We start from the raw sequence: 20,947 nt of genomic DNA on the forward strand, positions 1-20,947 counted from the left end.
GCTCCGTAAAATCGTCACTAACAGTTTCCACGGAGATACAGCGATGAAAGTGAAAACCCTTCTCCTTCTGTCCCTGCTCGCACTGGCCGGTTGTGGCGGCAGCTCGAGCCGCAGCGTCGATACGCACCCGGGTCTCATTCGGATGGAAGCGGGTACGCCTCACGACATGTTCAGTCCGGCAAGCCTGACCGTTCCGGCCGGAACGACGGTTCGGTGGACGAACGGGGATGCGGATGCTCACACCGTGAAGCCGGACGTCGCGACCGCAGGGATGGACTCCGACACAATGTTTCCGAGTGGACTGCCGTCGGGCGCCTCGTTCGAGTGGACGGTTCCGTCCGGCGCCGCTTCCGGGACGAAGTACTACTACCACTGCCGCTTCCACGGCGCCGCCGGCGACGGCACGGTGCTAGGAACCGGCATGGCCGGCGTCGTCATCGTGCGGTAACCGTGGCACTGGCATCTTGCCAGTGGGTCCCAAGGGCATCCTGCCCTTGGCCCATTCTCACGACCAGGATGGTCGTGATACACATGGGCTGGAAGCCCATGCCACGCTTGGTCGTGACACACGGGCTGGAAGCCCGTGCTACGGGCTACCGGTCTCGTCGGACGACGTACTCGGCTACCGTTTCCAGTAGCTCACGGGAGACGGTCGCTGGGAGATGGTCGATGGCGGCAGTGGCTCGGGCGGTGTGTTCGCGGGCGATCTTCTCCGCGCGCTCGAATGCGCCGCGCTGCTCCATCCACTCGGTGAGCAGTCGGATCTCATCCTCGCTGGGGTTGTTACCGAACCCCTGACGAACGACGGCCGCCTCTTCGCTGCTAAGCCGGTCGCGCAGGTAGATGAGAGGCAAGGTCGCCTGTCCCTCGCGAAAATCGGCGGCTCTCGGCTTTCCCGTCTTCGATCGGTCGCCTCGGTAGTCGAGTAAGTCGTCCGCGATCTGGAACGCCATCCCGACGTGGTGTCCGTAAGCCCGCAGGGCAAGGCACGTCTCGCGGGTCGCTCCCGCCACCATCGCGCCGACTTCGCAGCAGCACTCGATAAAGCTCGCGGTCTTCATTCGCAAGATCTCGAGGTGGGTGGCCTCGTCTAGATCGAAGTCCCCCCGGACCTCGAGCTCGCGAACCTCGCCCTGGGCGATCTCCGCGACCGACTCGGCCACGACTCGAACGAGATCCACGTCCCCGTCGCGAGATAGGATCAACATCGCACGGGCTAACAGCGCATCGCCGGCGAGGATCGCCGCGGTGTTGCCGTACTCCGCCGACGCGGTTGGACGGCCCCGGCGGGTGCTGGCGTGGTCGATGACGTCGTCGTGGATGAGCGTCGCCATGTGGATCATCTCCAGGCTCGCGCCGAGAAGGCGCGTACGCTCCACGTCGAATGGCAGACCGGTCGCCTTGGCGGCGAGGCTGACGAAGGCGGGACGAAGCCGCTTACCCCCCGCCAACAACGTTAGCTGGCCGACTTGTTCGATGAGCTCGACCTTAGAACGAACCTGAAGCTGAAGCTCCTCTTCGACGAAGGCGACTTCGTCGGAGATCTGGGTGAGCAGGTCTTGGTTGATACGGCCCTGGCTAAGGACTTTGAGAGCGGGAGCGATCATTCGCGGGTTTCTCCGAGTGTTCCACCGGGATCGGCCTTGCGTCCGTAATGGATGCAAATGTTGCCGAACATCAGGTCGCGGTGGCCGACTTCGACCATTCCGGCACTCTCCATCGAGGCCGCGAGTTGCTCGCGCGTCCAAAACCTCTGGGTGCTCTTCGGAAGATAGGTGTACGCCTGCGTCTTGCCGAAGAGCGCCCCAAGGCGGGGAACGATCGAGTTGAAAACGAACTCCGACACCGCCCGCACCGCGCGGTTGCGGGGGCGAGCCATGTCGAGGGAGACGAACCGTCCGCCCGGTTTAAGCACCCGAGCGATCTCGCGATGGGCGCCATCGATATCCGGTACGTTCCGGATTCCCCAGCCGACCGTCACGCCGTGGACCGAGCTTCCGGCGATGGGAAGCTGGCACGCGTCGCCAAGGGCGAGGATATTGGCGTGGAGCTTTTCCGAAGCGCGGGCAAGCATCGGGGCGCAAAAGTCGACGCCGGCGACGTGCCCGGCGGTTCCAACGGCTTTACGGAGCGGAAATAGAAAGTCGCCGGTGCCGCAACAGACGTCGAGGGCGCTGTCGCCCGGCTGAAGTTTTAAAAGGGAAACCGCGTAGGTCCGCCAGCGGTGGTGGAGCGAGAACGACATCATGCCGTTCAAAAGATCGTAAGTCGGCGCGATCTCCGCAAACATCTGTTGGACCGTGGCTCGCTTTCGCGCCCCTTCCGCCGTCCAAATTCGTTCCTCGACCTGCGTCGCCATTTCGCTCCTTTCGGTTATACCTGTGACGACAGGACTGTGTCTGTAGTTTCAGAAGAAATTGAAAATCGGGACGACCGGTACACTCTCTGATCATGAAGTTGAAGCTGGGCTTGCCCAAAGGCAGCCTGCAGGAGGCGACGTTCGCACTGTTTGCGCGCGCCGGGTTCTCCATTAAAGTCTCCTCTCGTTCCTACCAACCGGTGATCGACGACGACACCATCGACCCGATCCTGCTCCGCCCGCAAGAGATCCCGATCTACCTCGCGGACGGGGTGATCGACGCCGGTCTCACCGGCGCCGACTGGATCGCCGACTCCGGCGCGCAGGTGCATGAGATCTGCGAGCTTCGGTATTCCAAGCTGACCAACAACCCGATCCGGGTCGTGCTGGCGGTGCACCAGGACAGCCCGGTTCAGGGCCCGAAGGATTTGGAGGGGAAGCGGATCGCCACAGAATACGTGCGCCTTACCGAGCGCTACCTGTCCGAACACAAGACTCAGGCTCATGTCGAGTTCTCCTGGGGCGCTTGCGAGGTCAAGGTTCCGTCGCTGGTAGACGCGATCGTGGTCAATACGGAAACCGGCAATTCTTTGCGAGCGCACAATTTGCGGATCGTCGACACGTTGCTGACCTCCACGACCCGGTTCGTCGCCAGCCGTCAAGCGATGGAGGACGACTGGAAGCGGGAGAAAGTCGAATCGCTGGAGATCCTGCTCACCGGGGCCATGAACGCGGCCAAGCTCGTCGGCTTAAAGATGAACCTGCCGATGGCTCAGAAAGAGGAGATATTAGGCATTCTCCCTTCGCTGAAGAATCCGACGCTGAGCCCGCTGGCCGATGCGGATTGGATCGCCGCCGAGGTCATCCTGAGCGAACGGGAAGTCCGCGACTTGATTCCTCGACTCAAGCGCGCGGGCGCGACCGGGCTCGTGGAGTATCCGCTGAACAAGGTCATTTACTGAGCCGTCGGTCAGGACTCCAGGAAGCAGATCGATGAACGTCCGCCAACTAGACAGAGTGGTCAGTGTCGGATGCTTGGCTTTTCTGCTGGCGGCGGAGATTCAGTATCTCGCGAGGAGTCGGCACCCCCACCCGAATATCGCTTCGGAGATCGCTATGGGGGTGTTGGAATTGGCGCTCCTTGGCGGCATCTTCTTTCAACAGAAGTGGGCGTTCTGGGTTGCCGGGCTTTACTGGGGAGTCGGTCTCGTAGTGATTGCGATTTCCTACCTGACGGACTCCAACGCTCACCTGCTGGCCACCGTCAACCCGCTCAACGCCTTCCAGGTGCTGATCGCCCCGGTGTATTGCTGGTGGAGGTTGGCGACCTGGCGGCGGCACAGCAATAAGGCTAGCGAATAACCCCGGCCGGGTGGCTCCGTGCTAGTGCTTTTGGAGACTCGCAACTTGGCGTCCCTACCGCCAAACACTGCGTGAGTAGAAACGAACCGATTGGGGGAGTGATCAATCCAACCGGTTAGCCTATGTCTAAGTCGGCGGTAAGTTCTGCGACCACCTGTCGGGGTCGGGGAGGGTGGTGGCTCTTTATCCGCGGGTCTGCGACCCGCGGCTAAGCTCTTTGACCTCTCCGAGGTCCGGATGCTTATGATGGGGACTCCGACCGTTCGGCCTAGTCCCTCCCCGCCGGTGGGGCGCGTTCAACGTCTCCTTTAGATCGAAATCTGAGATGTGCGTAATGGCAAGGGTTTTCGGGGTCGTCTCCTCGCCTTAATCCCCCTCCTAAGTAGGTTGGAGTGCCACGGGTGCAGGCGGATGATCGTGCCGCTGAAACCCGTGGCTATTGGTCACCAACCAAATAGATTGACAATCCAGGTTCACCGGTAGCCCGGGGATTTATCCCCGGTAGAACCTTGAACCGCGGCTAAAGCCACGGGCTACGGGTGAAATTAGATAAGGGAAGTCTAAATCTATTTTGTGAATGACCATAAACCTTGGGTTTCGGCCGCCAATCGTGGCCAGACCCGGCGCTAGCCGATCGCTTTTTGATCGATGCGGTGGTCGCTGGCGAAGTTGCGCCGAAAAGGACGCAGAAACGGTGGCGGATGCGGTACGTACTTGTCATATGAAATTCGCGCATGCGATATTGGCCGCCGGAGTGATGTTGCTCCTTGGCGGGTGCGGGGGATCCGGTGGGTCGGGGACCAACGGACGGGGTGAAGTCTCGGGGGTCGTTTTCGACGAGGGGGGATTCGTCGTTCGCGACGCCCACGTTTACTTCGACGCATCGGCGAGCGACAAGCGCAATACGCAGTCGAACTCCGGCGGCGTTTACCTTCTGACCGACATGCCGACTCGAACGGTGACCATTCGAGCCGAGCGGACGAAGGACGGGGTTCGCTACTTCGGCCAAAACGTAGCTCAGATTAACTCCGGCGAGCGGACGAAAGACGTGAACATCGCGATGTTCAGGGAGGATCAGCTCGCGGCGATCGAGGGAGAGGTCCGCGACCGCCAGGGGCGGCTCGTTCGGGGCGTGCACCTATTCTTGCGGCCGGTGGCGAACGATACGCTCTTGACCAGTGCGGTTGGGATTACGGATGGAGACGGGCACTTCGACATCGGGGCGCTACGATCCAACCTCACGTATCGAATCCAGGCAAACGGGCTCGGCTATAACAGCGACTTCGACTCGATCACCCTCACCGCCGGAGAGAAGCGGTTCCTAAACATCGTCCTGCCGGATGCACAGGTCACAAACGTTCCGAAACCGGCCGGACTCACGGTGACGGCCTACACGACGCCTCGCGACGCTTCGAACCGGTCCAACGTGCGCCAGCAAGGGGCGATGGAAGCGATGAAGCAGATCCTGCGTCCGCAGCGCGCGAAGTCGGTTAAGCGCCTCACGGCGAACGGCAACCCGATCGAGGTCGACTTGTTCTGGCCGCGATACGAGGACACGAACACTTCCACCGCGCTTCTCGGATTCGGCGTCTATCGGGGCATCGGGAACGGAGCGCTGCAAAACACGGATTTCCTCCGCGATCCGCAGGCCGGCTACTTCGCGGACCTCGACAACTCGCTGGTGGAGCTGACCACGTACAGCTACGCGATCACGGCGCTCGACACCCTGTTCGACGGATCGAACGGCGAGAGCGACTTCAGCAACGTGGTCTCGGTCCGGCCGCTTGGCGATCTGCTCCTCGGAACCGTCAACGCCGGCCCCCAGCCCACGTTCCACTGGACGGCGGCGCCGGGCGCCACCGGCTACTTCGTCTACATCTTCGACGAGTACCCAACTCTGGGGGTCGCCGAGAGATTCGTGAATGGAACGGCGATCGCGGGTACGCAGTTCACGTATAACGGTCCCGCGCTCGGTTCCGGCCGGACGTTCTACTACATCCTGGTGGGCCAGAACTCCGACGGGTCAGCGATCACGATCAGTCCGGTCGGCCAGTTCACCGTTCCGTAGCTGGCATGCCGCAGGGCTTCGGCCCTGCGGCGTTCGGGCGGCGGGAAGATATCCTTAGAAGATGAGCCTGAACCAGTACGCGGCAGAGCGGCGGCTTCGGATTTTCGACGAGCTGCGGGCGGGACGAAGCCCGAGCGAGGGTTCTTTCGACGAAGCGGTCTTGCGGGAGGCGCGGGCAAAGGGTCAGCCACAGATGGGCTCGACCACCTATGCGCCGGACGCGATCCTATTCGAGTTCATCTACCCGAACCCCACCGGCGCGCCGATTCTGCTGGAGGTTCGCCTGGATCCGCCGGAGCGGATCGTCTTTATGCCGGTGCCTTCCTGGGTCGTCGAGTCGATTTGGCAAGGCGAGATCTCGGGATCGGCTCACTTCGAATCCGACGCGTATGCGATGCTCGAGACGTTTCGCCAAAGCTTGGAGCCGGATCGAAATTCGGAGCAATTCGAAGCGCGACCGGCGATCGGGCGAGGGTAGAAGTACGATATCTCTATCGTGAATCGTCTTCTCGTCTTGGCTATTGCCGCGGTTGCCCTTACCGGCTGCGGCAACGGCGGATTTTCCAAACGCTCCTCCACTGCTTCGGCGGGAACCTTTCGCTACACACTGAGCGCCGCGCCAACGACGCTCGACCCGGCCAAGGTGCAGGACATCGACACGACCGACCTGCTGGCGAACGTCTTTGAGGGGCTGGTCTCTTATGACGATAAGAACCACATCGTCGGTCAAATCGCAGAGAGCTGGAAAGGGACCCAAGGGGGCAAGGTTTGGACCTTCACGCTTCGACCGAACGTGAAATTCCACAACGGGCGTGCCGTGACCGCCGACGATGTGAAGTGGTCTTTCGAGCGAGCCTGTGGAGATACCCTCAGCTCGATTACCGCCGCCAACTACCTGCGCGACATCGTCGGTGCGACCGAGGTCACGAAGGGTCAGGCGAAACAGATTAGCGGAATCAAGGTGATCGATCCGAAGACGATCGAGTTCACCCTCGACAAGCCGCGCGCCTACTTCCTCGGCAAGCTCACCTATCCGTGCGCTTTCGTGGTCGCAAAGGAAGCGTGTGGGCTAAACCAGATCAACGATGTTAAGGCGGCGGTTGGCACCGGACCGTTTCGGCTGACAAAGTTCGACGTGGGGCAGCAGGCGGAGCTGGAGGCGAACAAGGATTATTACCTTGGCGCGCCCAAGCTTCAGCGCATCATCCGCCCGATCGTTCTCGATGCCTCGACGCGAATGAATATGTATAAGAACGGCGAGATAGACATGCTCACCGTGCAACGCCAAGACCTAGTGGCGGTGGAACGCGACCCGAAGCTGAAGGCGGAGCTTGTTTACGAGCCGCGGCCGGCGGTGTTTTACGTCGGGCTGAATCAATTGACGTATCCGCCGTTCCGCGACGCTCGGGTTCGGCGGGCGTTCGCGATGGCGATCGACCGAACAAGGATCTGCCACGACCTGCTGCAGGGGATGCCGGAAGCACACGGGATGATCGCCCCCGGCATCATCGGCTACCGGGAAGGATACGCTGGGCTCCCTTACGACCCGGCGGGAGCGCGCAAGCTGCTTGCAGACGCTGGCTACCCGAATGGAAAGGGGCTTCCTCCGCTTCAGTTCGTCTTTCGGGCAAGCACGCCAGACTCTCAGCATGTGAGCGAAGGGGTTGAGAGCTCGCTGCGCCAGAACCTCAATTTTCCGCTCAAGATGCAGAGCCTGGAGTGGGGATCGTTCTTGGACGCTCGGAACAAAGGCAAACTGCAGTCTTACTTCCTCTCGTGGTACGCCGACTACCTCGATCCGCAGAACTTCCTCAGCTTCCTCCTGACCTCTGGTTCCCCCCAGAACCGGGACGGCTACCGGAATCCGGAGTTCGATCGCCTTTGCGAACTCGGGGATACGACGGTCGACGAGCCGACCCGGCTGAAGTATTACCAGCAAGCTGAAGACGTTCTGATCCAAGATGGAGGCCGCGTGCCGATCTACTTTGGCCGGGACGCGATCCTGGTTTCACCCAAGGTCCATGGAATTCGGAATAACCTATTCGGGCAGCTTCCGCACACGACGGTCACGGTCGATTGACTCATCACGTAGCATCGGCTCCCAGCCGATGAACCTGTCACGACCCTCCTGGTCGTGCGATCCGCCAAGGGCAAGATGCCCTTGGGACCCACTGGCTGGAAGCCAGTGCCACGTGATGCTACGGCGGGGGTGCTAGACTGCCGCCGTGCGTTCGGTTGCGATTTATCCCGGTTCTTTCGATCCTCCTACTCTCGGGCACCTCGATGTCATCGAACGGGCTTCGCGGCTGTTCGACACGCTGATCGTCTCGATCGGCTCAAATTCGCAGAAGCGTCCGCTTCTCAGCCTCGACGACCGCCTCGAGGCGCTACGGCGAAGCGTGGAGCACCTTCCGAACGTAACGGTGGAAACCTTTTCCGGGCTGTTGGTCGAATATGCGCTCTCGAAAGAGGTCAAGTCGATCGTACGCGGCCTGCGGGCCACCGCGGATTTCGAGTACGAGTTTCAGATGGCGATGGTGAACCGGCGTCTCAGCGACGAGGTGGATACGGTGTTCTTGATGACGAAGTGGGAGTACAGCTATCTCAGCTCTTCTATCGTCCGCGAGGTGGCGGTTTTGGGCGGCGATTATCAGGGAATGGTTCCCGCGCCCGTCGCGGAAAAGATGTCGAAAGTCTTGGCGAAGGGAGGCTAGCCTCGCCGATACATCGACGGTAGAACGTCGGCTAGCGGGGGCATCACGTCGAGGGTGGGAACGGCCAGGGTTGCCTGTCGAACGGTTTTATAGGCTGAGTAATCGACGTCGAATTCGATGTCGGTGAGGCCGCCCTTGAAGTCGACGCGCTTCCCATGGGTGGAGCCCGAGGCGTTCCAGAACATTACCGGCGTGCCTCCCAGGTGGGTTGGCGAAATCAACGTGGCACGATCGACGGTGGCGGTGCCGGACGGCACTACGAAGATCCGCACTTCCTTCCGCCGATGTCGGGGCGGGCGGTAAAGCCGCCGGTCGGCGGCGGAAACCAGCATGTGCGTGCCATCGGGCAGTTGAATTCTTTTTGAAAGGTCGGCCAACCACCACTCGCCGTACTGAAACCGAGGGCGGAGGCCGGGAATCCGCACATGCGCGTGGCGCTTCTCGGGGGCAAGCTCTCGAACTCGAAGGTAAATCTCTCGCGTCGTTTCGGGGTAGTGGAGTCGAATCGGCTGTCGGATCGGTCTCCGGCCAAGCGCGAACAGGAAGGAGCTTTCTTCGACCACATTCTCGTGGAGCGTCGACGACGATCCGATTTCCTTGACCATTAACACGTGGCCTTCCGGCAGTGGCGACGCCACGAGCACTTCTAACCGGTCGCGTTGTACGGGCACCTCGTGAAGCTCCGCCCTTAAGCCGGGCCAGGGCTTGCCGAAATTGGGAGGGGCCTCGTGAACAGGAGGGGGCGGGTTCGGGAGCCGGACACGGATCAAATCCCGACCCCCGGTATCGAGTACGGCGTAGAGCGCCTTGGGCGACTCCGAGTACCCCTCGGGAATGAGCACGGTAAAGGCGCCGACCCCCACGTTAAGAGCCGACGGCCATCGGCGTCCCTTGTCGTCGACGACCTGCATTCCGGTCAAAGGAAGCTCGGGTGGATCGTGGGCGATCATCGCCCACATGGCGACCCTCATACGGGGCATTCCCGACCGGGGATCGTTGATATCTACCGAAGGGAGATCCGAGCCACTCACTCCGTTGGCCACCACGCGAATGGAGCGAACCTTTATTTCGGACCGTCCGAAAGTGGGGGAGAGCGCGCTCAAGCCGATAACGCACCCAGTGATGCCGACCAGCCCCAGACCCAGATATTTCGGATCCCAGTCGGACGCCCGCTTTCCCGCATGTAATGCCATGCACTCACATCGTACAACGCCTTACGAACGGGTTAACATGTAGAAAATATGAAACGGATTCTCGGCCTGACCATCGCCGTTTGCGCCATCGGAACCGCGACCGCGCAGGAGACCCGTCCGGCGTCGATCATCCCGTCGATCGACGAGGCGCCGATGAAGGCGAAGTCGTACGATTGGAACGCTCGCCATCAGGCGGTCTTGGAGAGGGTGAAGAAAGGGAAGGTCGAGTTATTGTTGGTGGGCGACTCAATCACCCATGGCTGGGGCGGCGATCCGTTCGACGCCAGCTCGGCCGGCCACAACGATCTGTGGGACAAATATTTCGCGCCTCGGAACACGCTCAATCTCGGTTTCGGCTGGGATCGGACGGAACATGTGCTTTGGCGTTTGCAAAACGGTGAGATCGATGGTATCTCCCCGAAGTTGGCGGTGGTGCTGATCGGCGTGAACAACTTGGGGCGCGACTCCGCCGACGATGTGGCGACTGGAACCGCGGAGATCGTGCGAACCTTGCGGACCAAGCTCCCGCGCATGAAGATTCTGATCCTGGGGATCCTCCCCTACGAGCACGAGCCGACGACCTGGAATCGGCAAAAGATCGCGGCGATCAATACCAAGGTCTCGGGGCTTACTACCGACCCGATGATCAGCTACTTGGATCTGAGCCCGGTCTTCCTTTCTTCCGATGGGACTTTGTCGAAGGAGCTCTTTCCGGACTACCTTCATCCCAACCATCGCGCCCGAGAAATCTGGGCCGAAGCGATGGAGCCGACCTTGGCCAAGCTGTTTGGGGGACCCCGCCGATAGGGTCCTCATAAATCCCTCACACCGACAAGCAACACTAAATCTATGCGCCTGCTGGTGGTGGAGGACGATGAAGAGATTGCCGAGCAGATCGCTCGGACTTTGCGCGGCGACGGGTTCAATGTCGACGTTCTGAACAACGGGACCGACGCACCCGGCGAGGTCGCGATGAACTCTTACGGCCTGGTCGTGCTGGACATTATGTTGCCGGGAATGGACGGCTGGGCCGTCTGCCGGGAGCTACGCAAGCGACGGGAAGCGGTGCCAGTGCTGATGCTGACGGCTCGCGACTCGGTGGACGACCGGGTACGGGGCTTAGAGGACGGCGCGGACGACTATTTGGTCAAGCCGTTCGATGCCCGCGAGCTGCTCGCACGGGTGCGGGCTCTCCTTCGGCGGGACAAGGTGGTCCGAACCGGGGTGATCCGGGTGGCGGATATGGAGATCGACTCGAAGGACCACCGGGTAAGCCGGGCGGGGCAAGAAATCCGCCTTACTCCGCGCGAGTATTCGCTACTCGAGGCTTTGGCTCGGAATGTGGGACGAACTTTGACGAGGGAGGCGATCCTCGAACGGGTCTGGGACTCGGAGGAGAATACGGAAAACGCCGTCAATTTCCACGTCACTTCGTTGCGCAAGAAGGTCGACGCGGGGCATGACGTCAAGCTGATTCACACCGTCCACGGGTTCGGCTATGTGATGCGCTCCCCGGATGGGGGGACTTAGTGCCGCGTCGCTCGCTCCGGACGACGCTAACGCTTTGGAATGCCGTGGCCCTGACCGGCCTGTTGGGCGCCTTCGGCGCCGCCCTCGTTTTCACCAACCAGAACCGCCTTAGAGCCTCGATCGACGACGATCTCGTCCGCCAGGCCACCCAAGCGGCCCGGTTCGGTCCGCCTCCTCCCCAACGAAGGCCAAACGATCAAGGCCCAGGAGATCCCGAGGAGCCCAATCCACCTCCAGGCTGGGACGGCCGACAAGGCAATCCAGACGGTGTCGGCGGAGGATGGGGAGGCGGGAGACAAGGTGGCGGCCCGGGTGTTCCAGCGATAAACCCGTTTATAGACGCTCAGCGGCTGGCCGACGTACGCCGTCCCCGCTTCTTCGATCGCGAGCATCGCCCCATGAATCCCGGAGACGCGGTCGCCCCCTTCGATGAAAAGGCGCTCGATATGGCCTTGACGAGGCGGGCGCCTTCGTTTTCCGACGTTCGAATGAATGGGGAGCCGGTTCGGGTCTACACCCGGCCCATCGTCAACGAGACCGGAGTGGTCGGCGCAGTTCAGTTCGCCCGGGAGCTGCGCGAGGTGGATCTCCTTTGGGAAGCGCAGATGCGGACCCTCCTCGTGCTCCTGCCGCTCTCCGTCTTGGTGGCCGCGGGAGGGGCTTACGCCTTCGCCAATCGGGCGTTGCGGCCAATCGCTAAAGTCACTCAAGCGGCGGCTGAGATTAGCCGCTCGGACCTCTCTCGCCGCCTCGAGGTGACCGGCGACGATGAGCTGGCGGAGCTTTCTCACACGTTCAACGAGATGCTCGGCCGATTGGATCGTTCCTTTTCCGAGTTGGAAGCAGCGTATGCCAGTTTGGCTTTAGCGTACGAGCAGCAGCAGCGCTTCACTGCCGACGCTTCCCACGAATTGAGGACCCCTCTCACTCGGTTAAAGCTGGCGACCAGCGCCGCCCTTACCGAGAGCAAGTCTCCGGAGGAGATGCGCGAAGCTCTGGCCGCCGCGGATCGGGCGGCGACGTCGATGACGCGGTTGGTTCAGCAGTTGCTTACGCTAGCGAGGTCCGATGCGGGAGAGCTGGGGCTTCGGCCGGAGCCGATCGACCTGCGGGTCGTCGTCGCGGAGGCGCTGGAGGGAGTGGCGGGCGGACGTCCGGTCGAAAGCGCTTTCTCGGACCGGGCACTGATGATCCGAGGCGATGCCGAGCATCTCGCTCGCGTGGTTGCCAACCTGGTGGAGAACGCCGTCCGGCACACCCCGGCGGAAGGAACGGTCAGAGTGGAAACCGGCCGCACGGGTGACCAGGCGGTCATCTCAGTGCGAGATTCAGGGGAAGGGATCTCCGCAGGGCATATGCCTCATTTGTTTGAGCGTTTCTATCGCGTGGAGGCGGCGCGTACGCGGCGGGATGGGGGGAGCGGATTGGGCCTCGCAATATGCAAGAACATCGTGGAGGCGCACGGCGGCCGCCTGGAAATCGAGAGCTCGCCGGGCGTCGGAACGACCGCGCGAGCATTTTTTCCACTTTTTTCGGATTCGTCGCCACTCAAATGAATTCCTCATAAACGAGTTGTAACTTGATCCTCGTAAGCAGCCGGCGGAGATCCGATCCGGCGAGGAGACTTGAAATGACGACTAACCTTAAGAGAGCTTTGGCCATCGCCGCCGGCGTGGCAATCAGCGCCGCCGCCTTCACCCAGGGTCCTCCGCCTCCGGGTGGCCAAGGGGGCTGGGGCGGGCAAGGCGGACAGCCCGGGATGCCCGGCGGATTCGGGCCGGGGATGAGGCAGGGGCCGCCACGCCCGATGGGCGGGCCGATGATCCTGATGATTCCGCAGGTCCGCAAGGAGCTCGGCCTTTCCGAAGAGCAGGTCGACCAAATTCGTGAGGCGTTCCACCTTCCGGAGTTCATGGGTAACGACGGTCCTCCCCCTCCTGAGGGGGGCTTCGGTGGCGGCGGCTTTGGCGGAGGCCCCGGTGGCCCCGGCGGCCAAGGCGGCCCGGGCCGAGGTCCCGGCCGACCGGGTCAGGGTGGTCCCGAAGGCGGGTTCGGTGGCCCCGGTGGGCAAGGCCGTGGCCCGGAGGGACGCGGCGGACAGGGGCGGAAGCGCGAGGAAGACACGAAGCTGAAAGGGATTCTGTCGGAGCGGCAATTCGCCCGCTACCAACAGATCTCCCTGCAGATGGAAGGTCCAGGAGCGATCGTACGCCCTGAGCATGCCAAGGCGCTCGGTCTTTCGGAGGACCAGGTCGACGAGATCCACGAGATCCTGGATCGGAATCGACCGCGAGGGAATCGCGGTCCGGATGGTCCTGGCGGTGGGTTCGGCGGTCCCGGTAGGCCGGGCGGGCAAGGCGGACCGGGCTGGGGCGGGGAAGGCGGTCCTGGCGGTGGTCCTGGCCGACCGGGCCAGGGTGGCCCCGGAGGCGGGTTCGGCGGCCCTGGTGGCCCCGGCGGTCCCGGAGCAGAAGGTGGCTTCGGCGGACCTCCGCCTCAGGAGAACGAGGCGCAGCGCAGGCGAGTGAACGACGAGATCATGAAGGTGCTCACCGACGGGCAGCGGGACAAGTGGAAGTCGATGCTCGGCAAGCCGTTCGAACTGAAACGGCCGGCCAGGCGCGGAGATCGTCGGCCGGGTGGCGACGACGAATAGACGCATCGCACGAACCGACCCAAAGGGTCGTATAGGTCCATAAGGACCTATGCGACCCCTTTATTTTTTGTCCATCGCTTCATTGCTTGCGGTGGGTTGCGCTCAGTCGCCAGAGGACCGGCTTGTCGGTAACTGGACGGTGGATGCCGAAGGAACGAAGATTCCGGACATTCCGATTCCCGATCTCGTAAAGCCTTTCCAAGAGCAGATACGGAATGTCCACGTAAAGCTTCTCTCGGACCGAACCTTCGTTCTCGCGAGTCCGACCGTCGTCGAAGGAAAGTGGAGCTATAAGGCGGGTGAGGTGGAATTCGTACCGGCAAAGCAACCCGATAAGTCGATGCTTCGCGGGTTCGACGCGGCGGCTTCGATGTTCACCGGCAAGACGGTCCGCGCGAAGCTGAATTCCGAGCAGACGACGCTCACGGTGACGCAGGACACACCGATCGGTCAAGTGGTCCTTCGTCTTCGCAAGAGCGGCTAGCGCCGGTTGCCTCGTCTTGTAGCATCTGGTTCGGCATCAGCCGACCCTCGGCGATCCACGAATTCAGCGTAGAGATTTCGGCGGGGCCGTATTTCTGTCCGTCGGGAGCGATAACGAAGTAGCGCACCCTAACAGGATAACTTGCTCCGGGCGGTATTGGCAGGTAGCCTAACGCAGCAATGCGCGAGTTAAGCTGCGACGTACTAATCGTGGGGGGTGGTACCGGTGGGTGTGCCGCCGCGCTCGCGGCTTGCGCTCTGGGCTGCCGCGTGGTCATGGCGGAGGAAACCGACTGGATCGGAGGGCAGCTCACCGCTCAGGCGGTGCCGCCCGACGAGCACCCGTGGATCGAGCAGTTCGGTTGCACCGCCCGGTACCGGCGGTACCGAAACTTGGTTCGGTCTCACTACCGGGAGCACACGCCACTCCTAGGCCGTTATCGAGACGACCTTCGGCTCAACCCCGGCGGGGGATGGGTCAGCCGATTGTGCCACGAGCCGGGAATCGGGCATCAGGTGCTTCAGCGGATGCTCGCCCCTTATCTCGCCACCGGCCAACTGCGCGTCCTGCTGAAGCACGTGCCGGTGGAAGCCGACGTCGACGGCGATGAAGCCCGGTGCGTGACCTTCGTTTCGGTCGGCGCTCGCGAGGAGCTTACGGTTTGGGCGCCGTACGTTCTTGACGCCACCGAGCTCGGCGACCTGCTCAGGGTAACCGACACCGAGTACGTGGTGGGCGCGGAGTCCAAGGCCGACACCGGCGAAGAGCACGCCGTGGATGGTCCAGCGGAGCCGCAGAACGTGCAAGGGCTCACGTGGGTATTTGCCATGGCGCACGACGAAGGCTCGAACCGGGTGATCGACCGTCCCGAGCAGTACGAGGGGTGGCGCGCGTTCCAGCCGAAGTTTTGGCCCGGCCCGCTGATCGGCTTCGACGACTTAAACCCTCAAACGAACCGTCCGCGTCACATTCCCCTGTTCAGCGACGATTGGTTCTGCCTCTTCAAGTATCGGCAGATCGTGGAGCCGTCGCGATTCGAGCCTGGAACGGTGCCTCATCCGGTTACCATCGTGAACTGGCCGATGAACGACTATTTCCTCGGCAGCGTGATCGACGTCGACGACGACTGGAATCCGGCGGCCTGCGACCACGTTCCTTACGCGGGCGGGGAGACCTCGGCCGAGCGATTGCTCGACGCCAAGGAGCTTTCGTGGTGCCTCCTCTATTGGCTGCAAACCGAAGCGCCGCGCCCCGATGGTGGAGTCGGGTACCCCGGCCTCTACCTACGACCCGACATTATGGGGACCGACGACGGGTTTGCCAAGGCGGCCTACATTCGGGAGTCACGCCGCATCGTTGCGCGGGCGACCGTGCGCGAGTACGACGTATCCGCTGCCGCCAACCCGGGCCGGGATCGAGGCCGGGAGTATCCGGATTCCATCGGAATCGGGGCGTACCGAGTCGACCTCCATCCAAGCACCAGCGGCGAATCGTACATCGATTTCAGCTCTTTACCGTTCCAGATTCCGCTCGGGGCCCTGGTGCCGGTCCGGATGAAGAACATCATTCCGGCGGCGAAAAACATTGGGGTGACCCACATTACGAACGGCTGCTACCGCCTGCACCCGGTCGAGTGGAATATCGGCGAGGCAGCCGGCCTTCTCGCCGCGTTCTGTTGGCGTCGGGAGATGGCGCCGGCCAGAGTCTACGAAAATTCGGAGCTGACGAAAGAGTTCCAACAGCTCCTTATCGACCAGGGGGTTGAAATCGAGTGGCCCCAGTTACGGGCGCTGTAGGTGAAGAGAACATGATCGCCCTTATCGGATACTTGCTTCTCGCTCCCCAAGCATTTTCGGCTTCTCTTCCCGGAGGAACTCGGCTCAAGTTGGTCGCGGTTTCGGACAGCGCAGGTAAGCGCACATGGTCTCCCTCGGGAGCCTCGCTCGCGCAGCCTCCTATGCCGGCCAGGCTTGTAAAGCTTACGCCGGGGGCCGCCCCGCACGTCCGCCTTCTGTTCGCGGAAGTCGGGACCAGAAAATCGGTTCCGCCAGGAGTGGCGTTTCAAGTAGTCGGAGGACCGGTCAGGCCCGCCGCGCTAGTACACAAGGAGGGTTCCTCCCGAGCCCCGAAGTGGCTGGCGTATGCAATCGCGAACCACCGCGGCGCCTCGGCGGCGGTCAGAATCGGTGTCGCGACGGGAAGCTGGAAGACCGTCGGCACTGTGACGCCGCAGGGTACGGCGGGGCTGAAACGTAGCGGCATCGGGTTCCTTCGCATGGCTCGCCCGGACGCGCAGAGGAAAAATGCGGTGGTCGTCGACGTCGTCCTCCCGGTCGATCCGGATTCGCAGGATTTCCGTGTCCAAGTCTTGGACCGGAGGGGAAAGGCGTTGCCGTTCCTCTCGTCCGAAACCGATCAAGGAAGCGTCCTGCCCACCCGGATCTGGTTCACTGGCCGCTACGAAGTAGTCGGCCACGTCGAGCTCCAAACCCGCCCTTACGTCTGGAAGACGTTTAAGGGCGTCGTATTCGACAAGTAGCCGTGGCACTGGCATCTTGCCAGTGGGTTCCAAGGGCTTCCAGCCCTTGGCCGTTTCGTTTTGGGGTTCATCGGCTGGGAGCCGATGCTACAGCCGATCGTGGCACTGGCTTCCAGCCAGTGGGTCCCAGGGGCATCTTGCCCCTGGCCCATTTACACGACCAGGATGGTCGTGATACACACGGGCTGGAAGCACCGTGCCACGTTGGTGGTGATACACACGGGCTGGAAGCACCGTGCCACGTTAGGTGAACTTGGCGATGTTTGCTTCGAACATCGACTTTAGCTCGTTGGCTTTGGCGTCGTAGGCGGCGGGGTCGGCCCAGGTGCCACGGGGTTGGAGGACTTCGGTGGGAACTCCGGGGCAGGAGGTTGGTAGGTGGAGGCCGAAGATAGGATCGATGTCGTAGGGGACTTCGTCCAACTCACCTTCGAACGCGGCCTTCAGCATCGCCCGCGTATACCGCAGCTTCATTCGCTCGCCGACTCCGTACGGTCCGCCGGTCCAGCCGGTATTAACCAACCAAACCTTGGCACCGTGCCGCTCGATCTTCTCCTTTAGCAGGTCGGCGTACGCCTTGGGGTGGAGAGGCAGGAACGGGGCGCCGAAGCAGGTGGAGAAGACGGCTTGGGGCTCCTTGATTCCGGCCTCGGTCCCGGCGACCTTGGCGGTGTAGCCGTTGAGGAAGTAGTACATTGCCTGCTCCGGCGTGAGCCGGGCGATCGGCGGAAGGACGCCCATCGCATCGGCGGTGAGGAAGACGATGTTCTTGGGATGGCCGCCCATGCTTGGAAGCACGGCGTTCTCGATGTGCTCGATCGGGTAGGCGGCCCGTGTGTTCTCGGTGAGCGAGTCGTCGTTGTAATCCGGCGTGCCGTCCGGACGGAGCACCACGTTCTCGAGAACCGCGCCGCGCCGGATCGCGTGGAAGATCTCCGGCTCGCCTTCTTCGCTCAGCTTGATGCACTTGGCGTAGCACCCGCCCTCGATGTTGAAGACCCCCTTGTCGGTCCAACCGTGCTCGTCGTCGCCGATAAGCCGGCGCTCCGGGTCGGCCGAAAGCGTAGTCTTTCCGGTACCGGAAAGTCCGAAGAAAAGTGCGGTATCCCCTTCTTGGCCGATGTTGGCCGAACAATGCATGCTCAACACTCCCTCCAGTGGAAGGAGGTAGTTCATGATCGTGAAGACCGACTTCTTCATCTCACCGGCATACTCGGTGCCGCCGATAAGGACCTGTTTCTCGGCGAAGTTGAGGGCGATGACCGCATCCCCTTTGGTCCCTTCGGTGGCGGGGTCCATCTTTCGTTTGCCGAAGTCGACGATCGTCCAATCCGGCTCGAATTTGGCCAACTCCTCGGCGGTTGGGCGGATCAGGAGCTGCTTGATGAACAGAGCGTGGTAAGGGCGCTCCACGATGAAGCGAGCGGCGATCCGGTGGTCGGGATCCGCACCGCCGAAGGTGTCGATGACATAAAGCTTTCGACCAACCGCATATTCCGCGAAGAGGTTGCCGATCTTGGCGAAGGTGTCGGGCGACATCGGGGCGGTGTTCTCCCACCAGATGTTGTTTTCGCAGCCCGGCTCCCGCACGATGTGCTTGTCCTTGGGCGTTCGTCCGGTGTACTTCCCGGTGTAGGCGACAACGGCGCCGCTGCTCGCCATTTTGCACTCGTCGACCGCCAGACAGTCGCTGATCAGGGTTTCGACGGAAGGATTGTAAACGGCTTCGGCCCGTTGGAGGTCGATTGGCATGGTGAGGGTGGTGGTGGACGACGACATCGTTGGCGTATTCCCTTCGGCCTCACCGGATGGCGGCGGCCGATCAAAAGTTTACCGCCCCCAGCGGCACTGGCATCTTGCCAGTGGGTCCCAAGGGCTTCCAGCCCTTGGCCCTTTTTCACACGACCAGGGTGGTCGAGGGTTCATAGGCAGGGTGCCTGTGCCAAGTGGCACTGGCTTCCAGCCAGTGGGTGCCAAGGGCAAGATGCCCTTGGCCGATCACACGACCAGGATGGTCGTGAGACACATGGGCTGGAAGCCCATGCCACTTATGGTTCGATGCGGTAATCCTCGATGACCGGGTTGGCGAGGAGCTTGTCGCACATCTCTTTCACCCGGACTTCATCGTAGGAATCGACCTTCAGCTCGATCAGCTTGCCGATCCGCACCTCTTCGACTTCGCTGAATCCAAGCTTCTGAAGCGCGCCCGAGACGGTTCGCCCCGCGGAGTCGAGAAGAGAGGGCTTGAGCGTCACATAAACGCGGACCGTGGGCATGTGGCGATTTTGGCACACGGCGGGCGGCGGTCTTCTGGTTTATACGCCGAACCCAGTTCAGGTGTCGGCTCAAAGCCAGAAGCTCACACGTAGGCCACGGTGATCGCGCCTTGCCGTTGATCGGGCTTGGCCCTCTTGTGAATGACGATCTCCACGTCCAATCCGAAACATATGAGGAAGTGGAGCAAACGCTCGGTGGAGAATTCACTCAAACGACCCCTGATGATCTTGGATACCTTGGGCTGGTCAACCCCCATTAGATCCGCCGCTTGGTTCTGGGTAAGACCACGCGCTTCAATAACATCTTGGATAGCACTGGCGATCTTTGCCTTCGCAAGACGCTCTTCGGGATTGGACAGACCCAAGTCGGCAAACACGTTTCCACTTCCACGCTCCACGATTTCTTCAATCATTTCCTCTTCTCTTGCCACCGCTTGTACTCCTCTTCGGCTTGCTTAAGCCGGCTTCTAATCAGTTCGACTTCCTGCTTCGGGGTTGCGATGCCGGACTTGGATTTCTTCTGAAAGCAATGCAAAACGAAGACAGCCTCCGCGAACCGCACCGTATAAACTGCCCGATAAGCATCGCCGTCATCAGTGGCGACAACTTCGAGGACTCCAGCATCGCCGAATCCTTTTAGCGGTTTTGCCGCTACGTGTTTCTTGCCCTCCTGGGCTCGATACAGCGCAAAACCCACATCGCCCTGAACCCCTTCGGGAAAGGATTTCAAGTCTTTCCTGCTGGAGGCGATCCAGAAGACTGGTTTAAGCTGTTAACCCATTATGCCAGCACTAGCATACTTCGCGATGGGGCTTCTTGAGCGTCACCAAGACTCCCGCTAGCAAGATCGCGCCTCCCAGGGCGGACGGGGCGTCGATCCGCTCCGCGAGAAAGATCCAGGCCAAGATCGCGGCGAAGACTGGCTCGAGCAAGGTGGCGCTTGCGACTTGGCCGGCGGTGAAGTGGCGTAGCGACCAGTTGAATACCGTATGCCCGACAAGCTGCGGAAACAACGCCATGCCGCCGACCGCCAGCCACATGCTGGGATTCGAAGGGACGGTTTGCTGGCCGACCGAGAGCGCCACGATCCATAGGCAGACGGCGGCGGACGAATAGATCCAGGTCACGGTGCGCGCCGTGCCGTGTTCCTCTTGCACCCGCTGAGAAAGCAGGAGGTACGGGAGGATCAAGAGCGCGCCGGCGATGGCCATTCCATCGCCTACCCAAAATGAGCCGTGCCCCATCGGTCCGTGGGTCGCCGGCTTCGTTACCAAGACAACGCCGAAGGCGGCGATCGCCAAACCGATCCAAAACGACTTGGTAGGACGCATTGCCGGCACGAAGAGCCCAAGGATCCCGGCGAAGACCGGGGTGATCGACACGAGAAGCGTGGAGCGAGCGACGGAGATGTATTCCAACGACGTCATCCACGTCACGAAGTGAAAGGCGAGGCAGATCCCGGCAAGCGTCAGTCGAGCCCGGTCCTTCGCGTTCAGACCAGGGCTGTCGGGTTGATAGAATACGGCCCATATTCCAAGGAGGAGAGATGCCAGGGTTAAGCGCCACAGCGAGAGCTGGAGTGGCGTCATTCCCGCCTCGAGCCCGATCCGCACGAAGAGCGCGCCCGCGCCGACGGCGAGAACGCCTCCGATCAGCACGAGTGGATAGAGCACCGTCTATTTTGGGAGTGCGCGAAGCTCTTCGCGCTTTTCACCCTCCGCGGAGCAGCAAATCGCGACGAGAATGCGACAGATAGTAGGCTATAG

At 61.8% G+C, this 20,947-nt stretch carries 23 protein-coding genes; 14 read left to right on the forward strand and 9 right to left on the reverse strand.

Annotation, left to right across the window (positions count from 1 at the left end; translation table 11 throughout):
- Positions 1–43: 43 nt before the first annotated feature.
- Positions 44–448: a cupredoxin domain-containing protein gene (locus tag OP10G_RS26755; RefSeq protein WP_025226172.1), complete on the forward strand. Its 405-nt coding sequence runs from the start codon at positions 44–46 to the stop codon at positions 446–448.
- A gap of 145 nt (positions 449–593) precedes the next feature.
- Here the strand turns inward: OP10G_RS26755 and OP10G_RS09245 are convergent, their stop codons facing one another.
- Positions 594–1,607, reverse strand: a complete 1,014-nt coding sequence (locus tag OP10G_RS09245; protein ID WP_025226171.1) for a polyprenyl synthetase family protein — start codon at positions 1,605–1,607, stop codon at positions 594–596.
- Positions 1,604–2,359 (reverse strand): bifunctional demethylmenaquinone methyltransferase/2-methoxy-6-polyprenyl-1,4-benzoquinol methylase UbiE, encoded by a 756-nt coding sequence (ubiE, locus tag OP10G_RS09250; protein ID WP_025226170.1) that lies wholly within the window; start codon positions 2,357–2,359, stop codon positions 1,604–1,606. Before ubiE ends, OP10G_RS09245 begins: the two co-directional genes overlap by 4 nt.
- Positions 2,360–2,451: 92 nt before the next feature.
- Between ubiE and hisG the strand changes: the two genes are divergently transcribed.
- From hisG to coaD, 6 genes are all read left to right on the forward strand, one after another.
- The gene (gene hisG / locus OP10G_RS09255) at positions 2,452–3,321 is read left to right on the forward strand and encodes an ATP phosphoribosyltransferase (protein ID WP_025226169.1); all 870 of its coding nucleotides are present in this window, start codon (positions 2,452–2,454) and stop codon (positions 3,319–3,321) included.
- A gap of 31 nt (positions 3,322–3,352) precedes the next feature.
- Positions 3,353–3,721 (forward strand): hypothetical protein, encoded by a 369-nt coding sequence (locus OP10G_RS09260; protein ID WP_025226168.1) that lies wholly within the window; start codon positions 3,353–3,355, stop codon positions 3,719–3,721.
- A gap of 721 nt (positions 3,722–4,442) precedes the next feature.
- Positions 4,443–5,789, forward strand: coding sequence for a carboxypeptidase-like regulatory domain-containing protein (locus OP10G_RS09265; protein ID WP_025226167.1), 1,347 nt, complete (start codon positions 4,443–4,445; stop codon positions 5,787–5,789).
- A 61-nt stretch (positions 5,790–5,850) separates the two neighbouring features.
- The gene (locus OP10G_RS09270; RefSeq protein WP_025226166.1) at positions 5,851–6,267 is read left to right on the forward strand and encodes a hypothetical protein; all 417 of its coding nucleotides are present in this window, start codon (positions 5,851–5,853) and stop codon (positions 6,265–6,267) included.
- A gap of 18 nt (positions 6,268–6,285) precedes the next feature.
- The gene (locus OP10G_RS09275; protein WP_025226165.1) at positions 6,286–7,869 is read left to right on the forward strand and encodes a peptide ABC transporter substrate-binding protein; all 1,584 of its coding nucleotides are present in this window, start codon (positions 6,286–6,288) and stop codon (positions 7,867–7,869) included.
- A 145-nt stretch (positions 7,870–8,014) separates the two neighbouring features.
- Entirely contained in the window at positions 8,015–8,503 is a 489-nt protein-coding gene (gene coaD, locus OP10G_RS09280) for a pantetheine-phosphate adenylyltransferase (RefSeq protein ID WP_025226164.1), read from the forward strand.
- Here coaD and OP10G_RS09285 read toward each other — a convergent pair.
- Positions 8,500–9,696 (reverse strand): hypothetical protein, encoded by a 1,197-nt coding sequence (locus tag OP10G_RS09285; protein WP_025226163.1) that lies wholly within the window; start codon positions 9,694–9,696, stop codon positions 8,500–8,502. The two genes, coaD and OP10G_RS09285, sit on opposite strands and share 4 nt — an antisense overlap.
- A gap of 48 nt (positions 9,697–9,744) precedes the next feature.
- Between OP10G_RS09285 and OP10G_RS09290 the strand changes: the two genes are divergently transcribed.
- The gene (locus OP10G_RS09290; protein ID WP_025226162.1) at positions 9,745–10,503 is read left to right on the forward strand and encodes a GDSL-type esterase/lipase family protein; all 759 of its coding nucleotides are present in this window, start codon (positions 9,745–9,747) and stop codon (positions 10,501–10,503) included.
- Between the two features lie 42 nt (positions 10,504–10,545).
- Entirely contained in the window at positions 10,546–11,226 is a 681-nt protein-coding gene (locus tag OP10G_RS09295) for a response regulator transcription factor (protein ID WP_025226161.1), read from the forward strand.
- Between the two features lie 26 nt (positions 11,227–11,252).
- Here the strand turns inward: OP10G_RS09295 and OP10G_RS09300 are convergent, their stop codons facing one another.
- Positions 11,253–11,618, reverse strand: coding sequence for a hypothetical protein (locus OP10G_RS09300; protein WP_025226160.1), 366 nt, complete (start codon positions 11,616–11,618; stop codon positions 11,253–11,255).
- 6 nt (positions 11,619–11,624) lie between these two features.
- Here OP10G_RS09300 and OP10G_RS09305 point away from each other — a divergent pair, with 6 nt between their 5' ends.
- The 5 genes from OP10G_RS09305 (at position 11,625) to OP10G_RS09325 (ending at position 16,905) form a co-directional block, all read left to right on the forward strand.
- Positions 11,625–12,782 (forward strand): sensor histidine kinase, encoded by a 1,158-nt coding sequence (locus OP10G_RS09305; protein WP_025226159.1) that lies wholly within the window; start codon positions 11,625–11,627, stop codon positions 12,780–12,782.
- Between the two features lie 74 nt (positions 12,783–12,856).
- Positions 12,857–13,882 (forward strand): hypothetical protein, encoded by a 1,026-nt coding sequence (locus tag OP10G_RS27115; protein WP_025226158.1) that lies wholly within the window; start codon positions 12,857–12,859, stop codon positions 13,880–13,882.
- 49 nt (positions 13,883–13,931) lie between these two features.
- A complete protein-coding gene (locus tag OP10G_RS09315) occupies positions 13,932–14,366 on the forward strand; it encodes a hypothetical protein (protein WP_025226157.1) in 435 nt (144 codons plus the stop codon).
- 179 nt (positions 14,367–14,545) lie between these two features.
- Positions 14,546–16,162 carry an FAD-dependent oxidoreductase gene (locus OP10G_RS09320; RefSeq protein ID WP_025226156.1) on the forward strand — a complete coding sequence of 539 codons (1,617 nt, stop codon included), beginning with the start codon at positions 14,546–14,548 and terminating at the stop codon, positions 16,160–16,162.
- A gap of 11 nt (positions 16,163–16,173) precedes the next feature.
- On the forward strand, positions 16,174–16,905 hold the full coding sequence (locus OP10G_RS09325; protein ID WP_025226155.1) for a hypothetical protein: 732 nt from the start codon (positions 16,174–16,176) through the stop codon (positions 16,903–16,905).
- A 243-nt stretch (positions 16,906–17,148) separates the two neighbouring features.
- On the opposite strand, the gene pckA is transcribed toward OP10G_RS09325, so the two are convergent.
- The 5 genes from pckA to OP10G_RS09350 form a co-directional block, all read right to left on the reverse strand.
- Complete coding sequence (gene pckA / locus OP10G_RS09330) at positions 17,149–18,684, reverse strand: phosphoenolpyruvate carboxykinase (ATP) (RefSeq protein WP_052547653.1); 1,536 nt, start codon at positions 18,682–18,684, stop codon at positions 17,149–17,151.
- 269 nt (positions 18,685–18,953) lie between these two features.
- Positions 18,954–19,181 carry a phosphoribosylformylglycinamidine synthase subunit PurS gene (gene purS, locus OP10G_RS09335; protein WP_038472885.1) on the reverse strand — a complete coding sequence of 76 codons (228 nt, stop codon included), beginning with the start codon at positions 19,179–19,181 and terminating at the stop codon, positions 18,954–18,956.
- A gap of 83 nt (positions 19,182–19,264) precedes the next feature.
- Positions 19,265–19,594, reverse strand: a complete 330-nt coding sequence (locus tag OP10G_RS09340) for a helix-turn-helix domain-containing protein (protein ID WP_025226154.1) — start codon at positions 19,592–19,594, stop codon at positions 19,265–19,267.
- Positions 19,591–19,911 (reverse strand): type II toxin-antitoxin system RelE/ParE family toxin, encoded by a 321-nt coding sequence (locus OP10G_RS09345; RefSeq protein ID WP_227625096.1) that lies wholly within the window; start codon positions 19,909–19,911, stop codon positions 19,591–19,593. Before OP10G_RS09345 ends, OP10G_RS09340 begins: the two co-directional genes overlap by 4 nt.
- Positions 19,912–19,972: 61 nt before the next feature.
- On the reverse strand, positions 19,973–20,854 hold the full coding sequence (locus tag OP10G_RS09350; protein ID WP_025226153.1) for a DMT family transporter: 882 nt from the start codon (positions 20,852–20,854) through the stop codon (positions 19,973–19,975).
- Positions 20,855–20,947 lie beyond the last annotated feature (93 nt).

The organism is Fimbriimonas ginsengisoli Gsoil 348 (genome assembly GCF_000724625.1).
Classification (GTDB): domain Bacteria; phylum Armatimonadota; class Fimbriimonadia; order Fimbriimonadales; family Fimbriimonadaceae; genus Fimbriimonas; species Fimbriimonas ginsengisoli.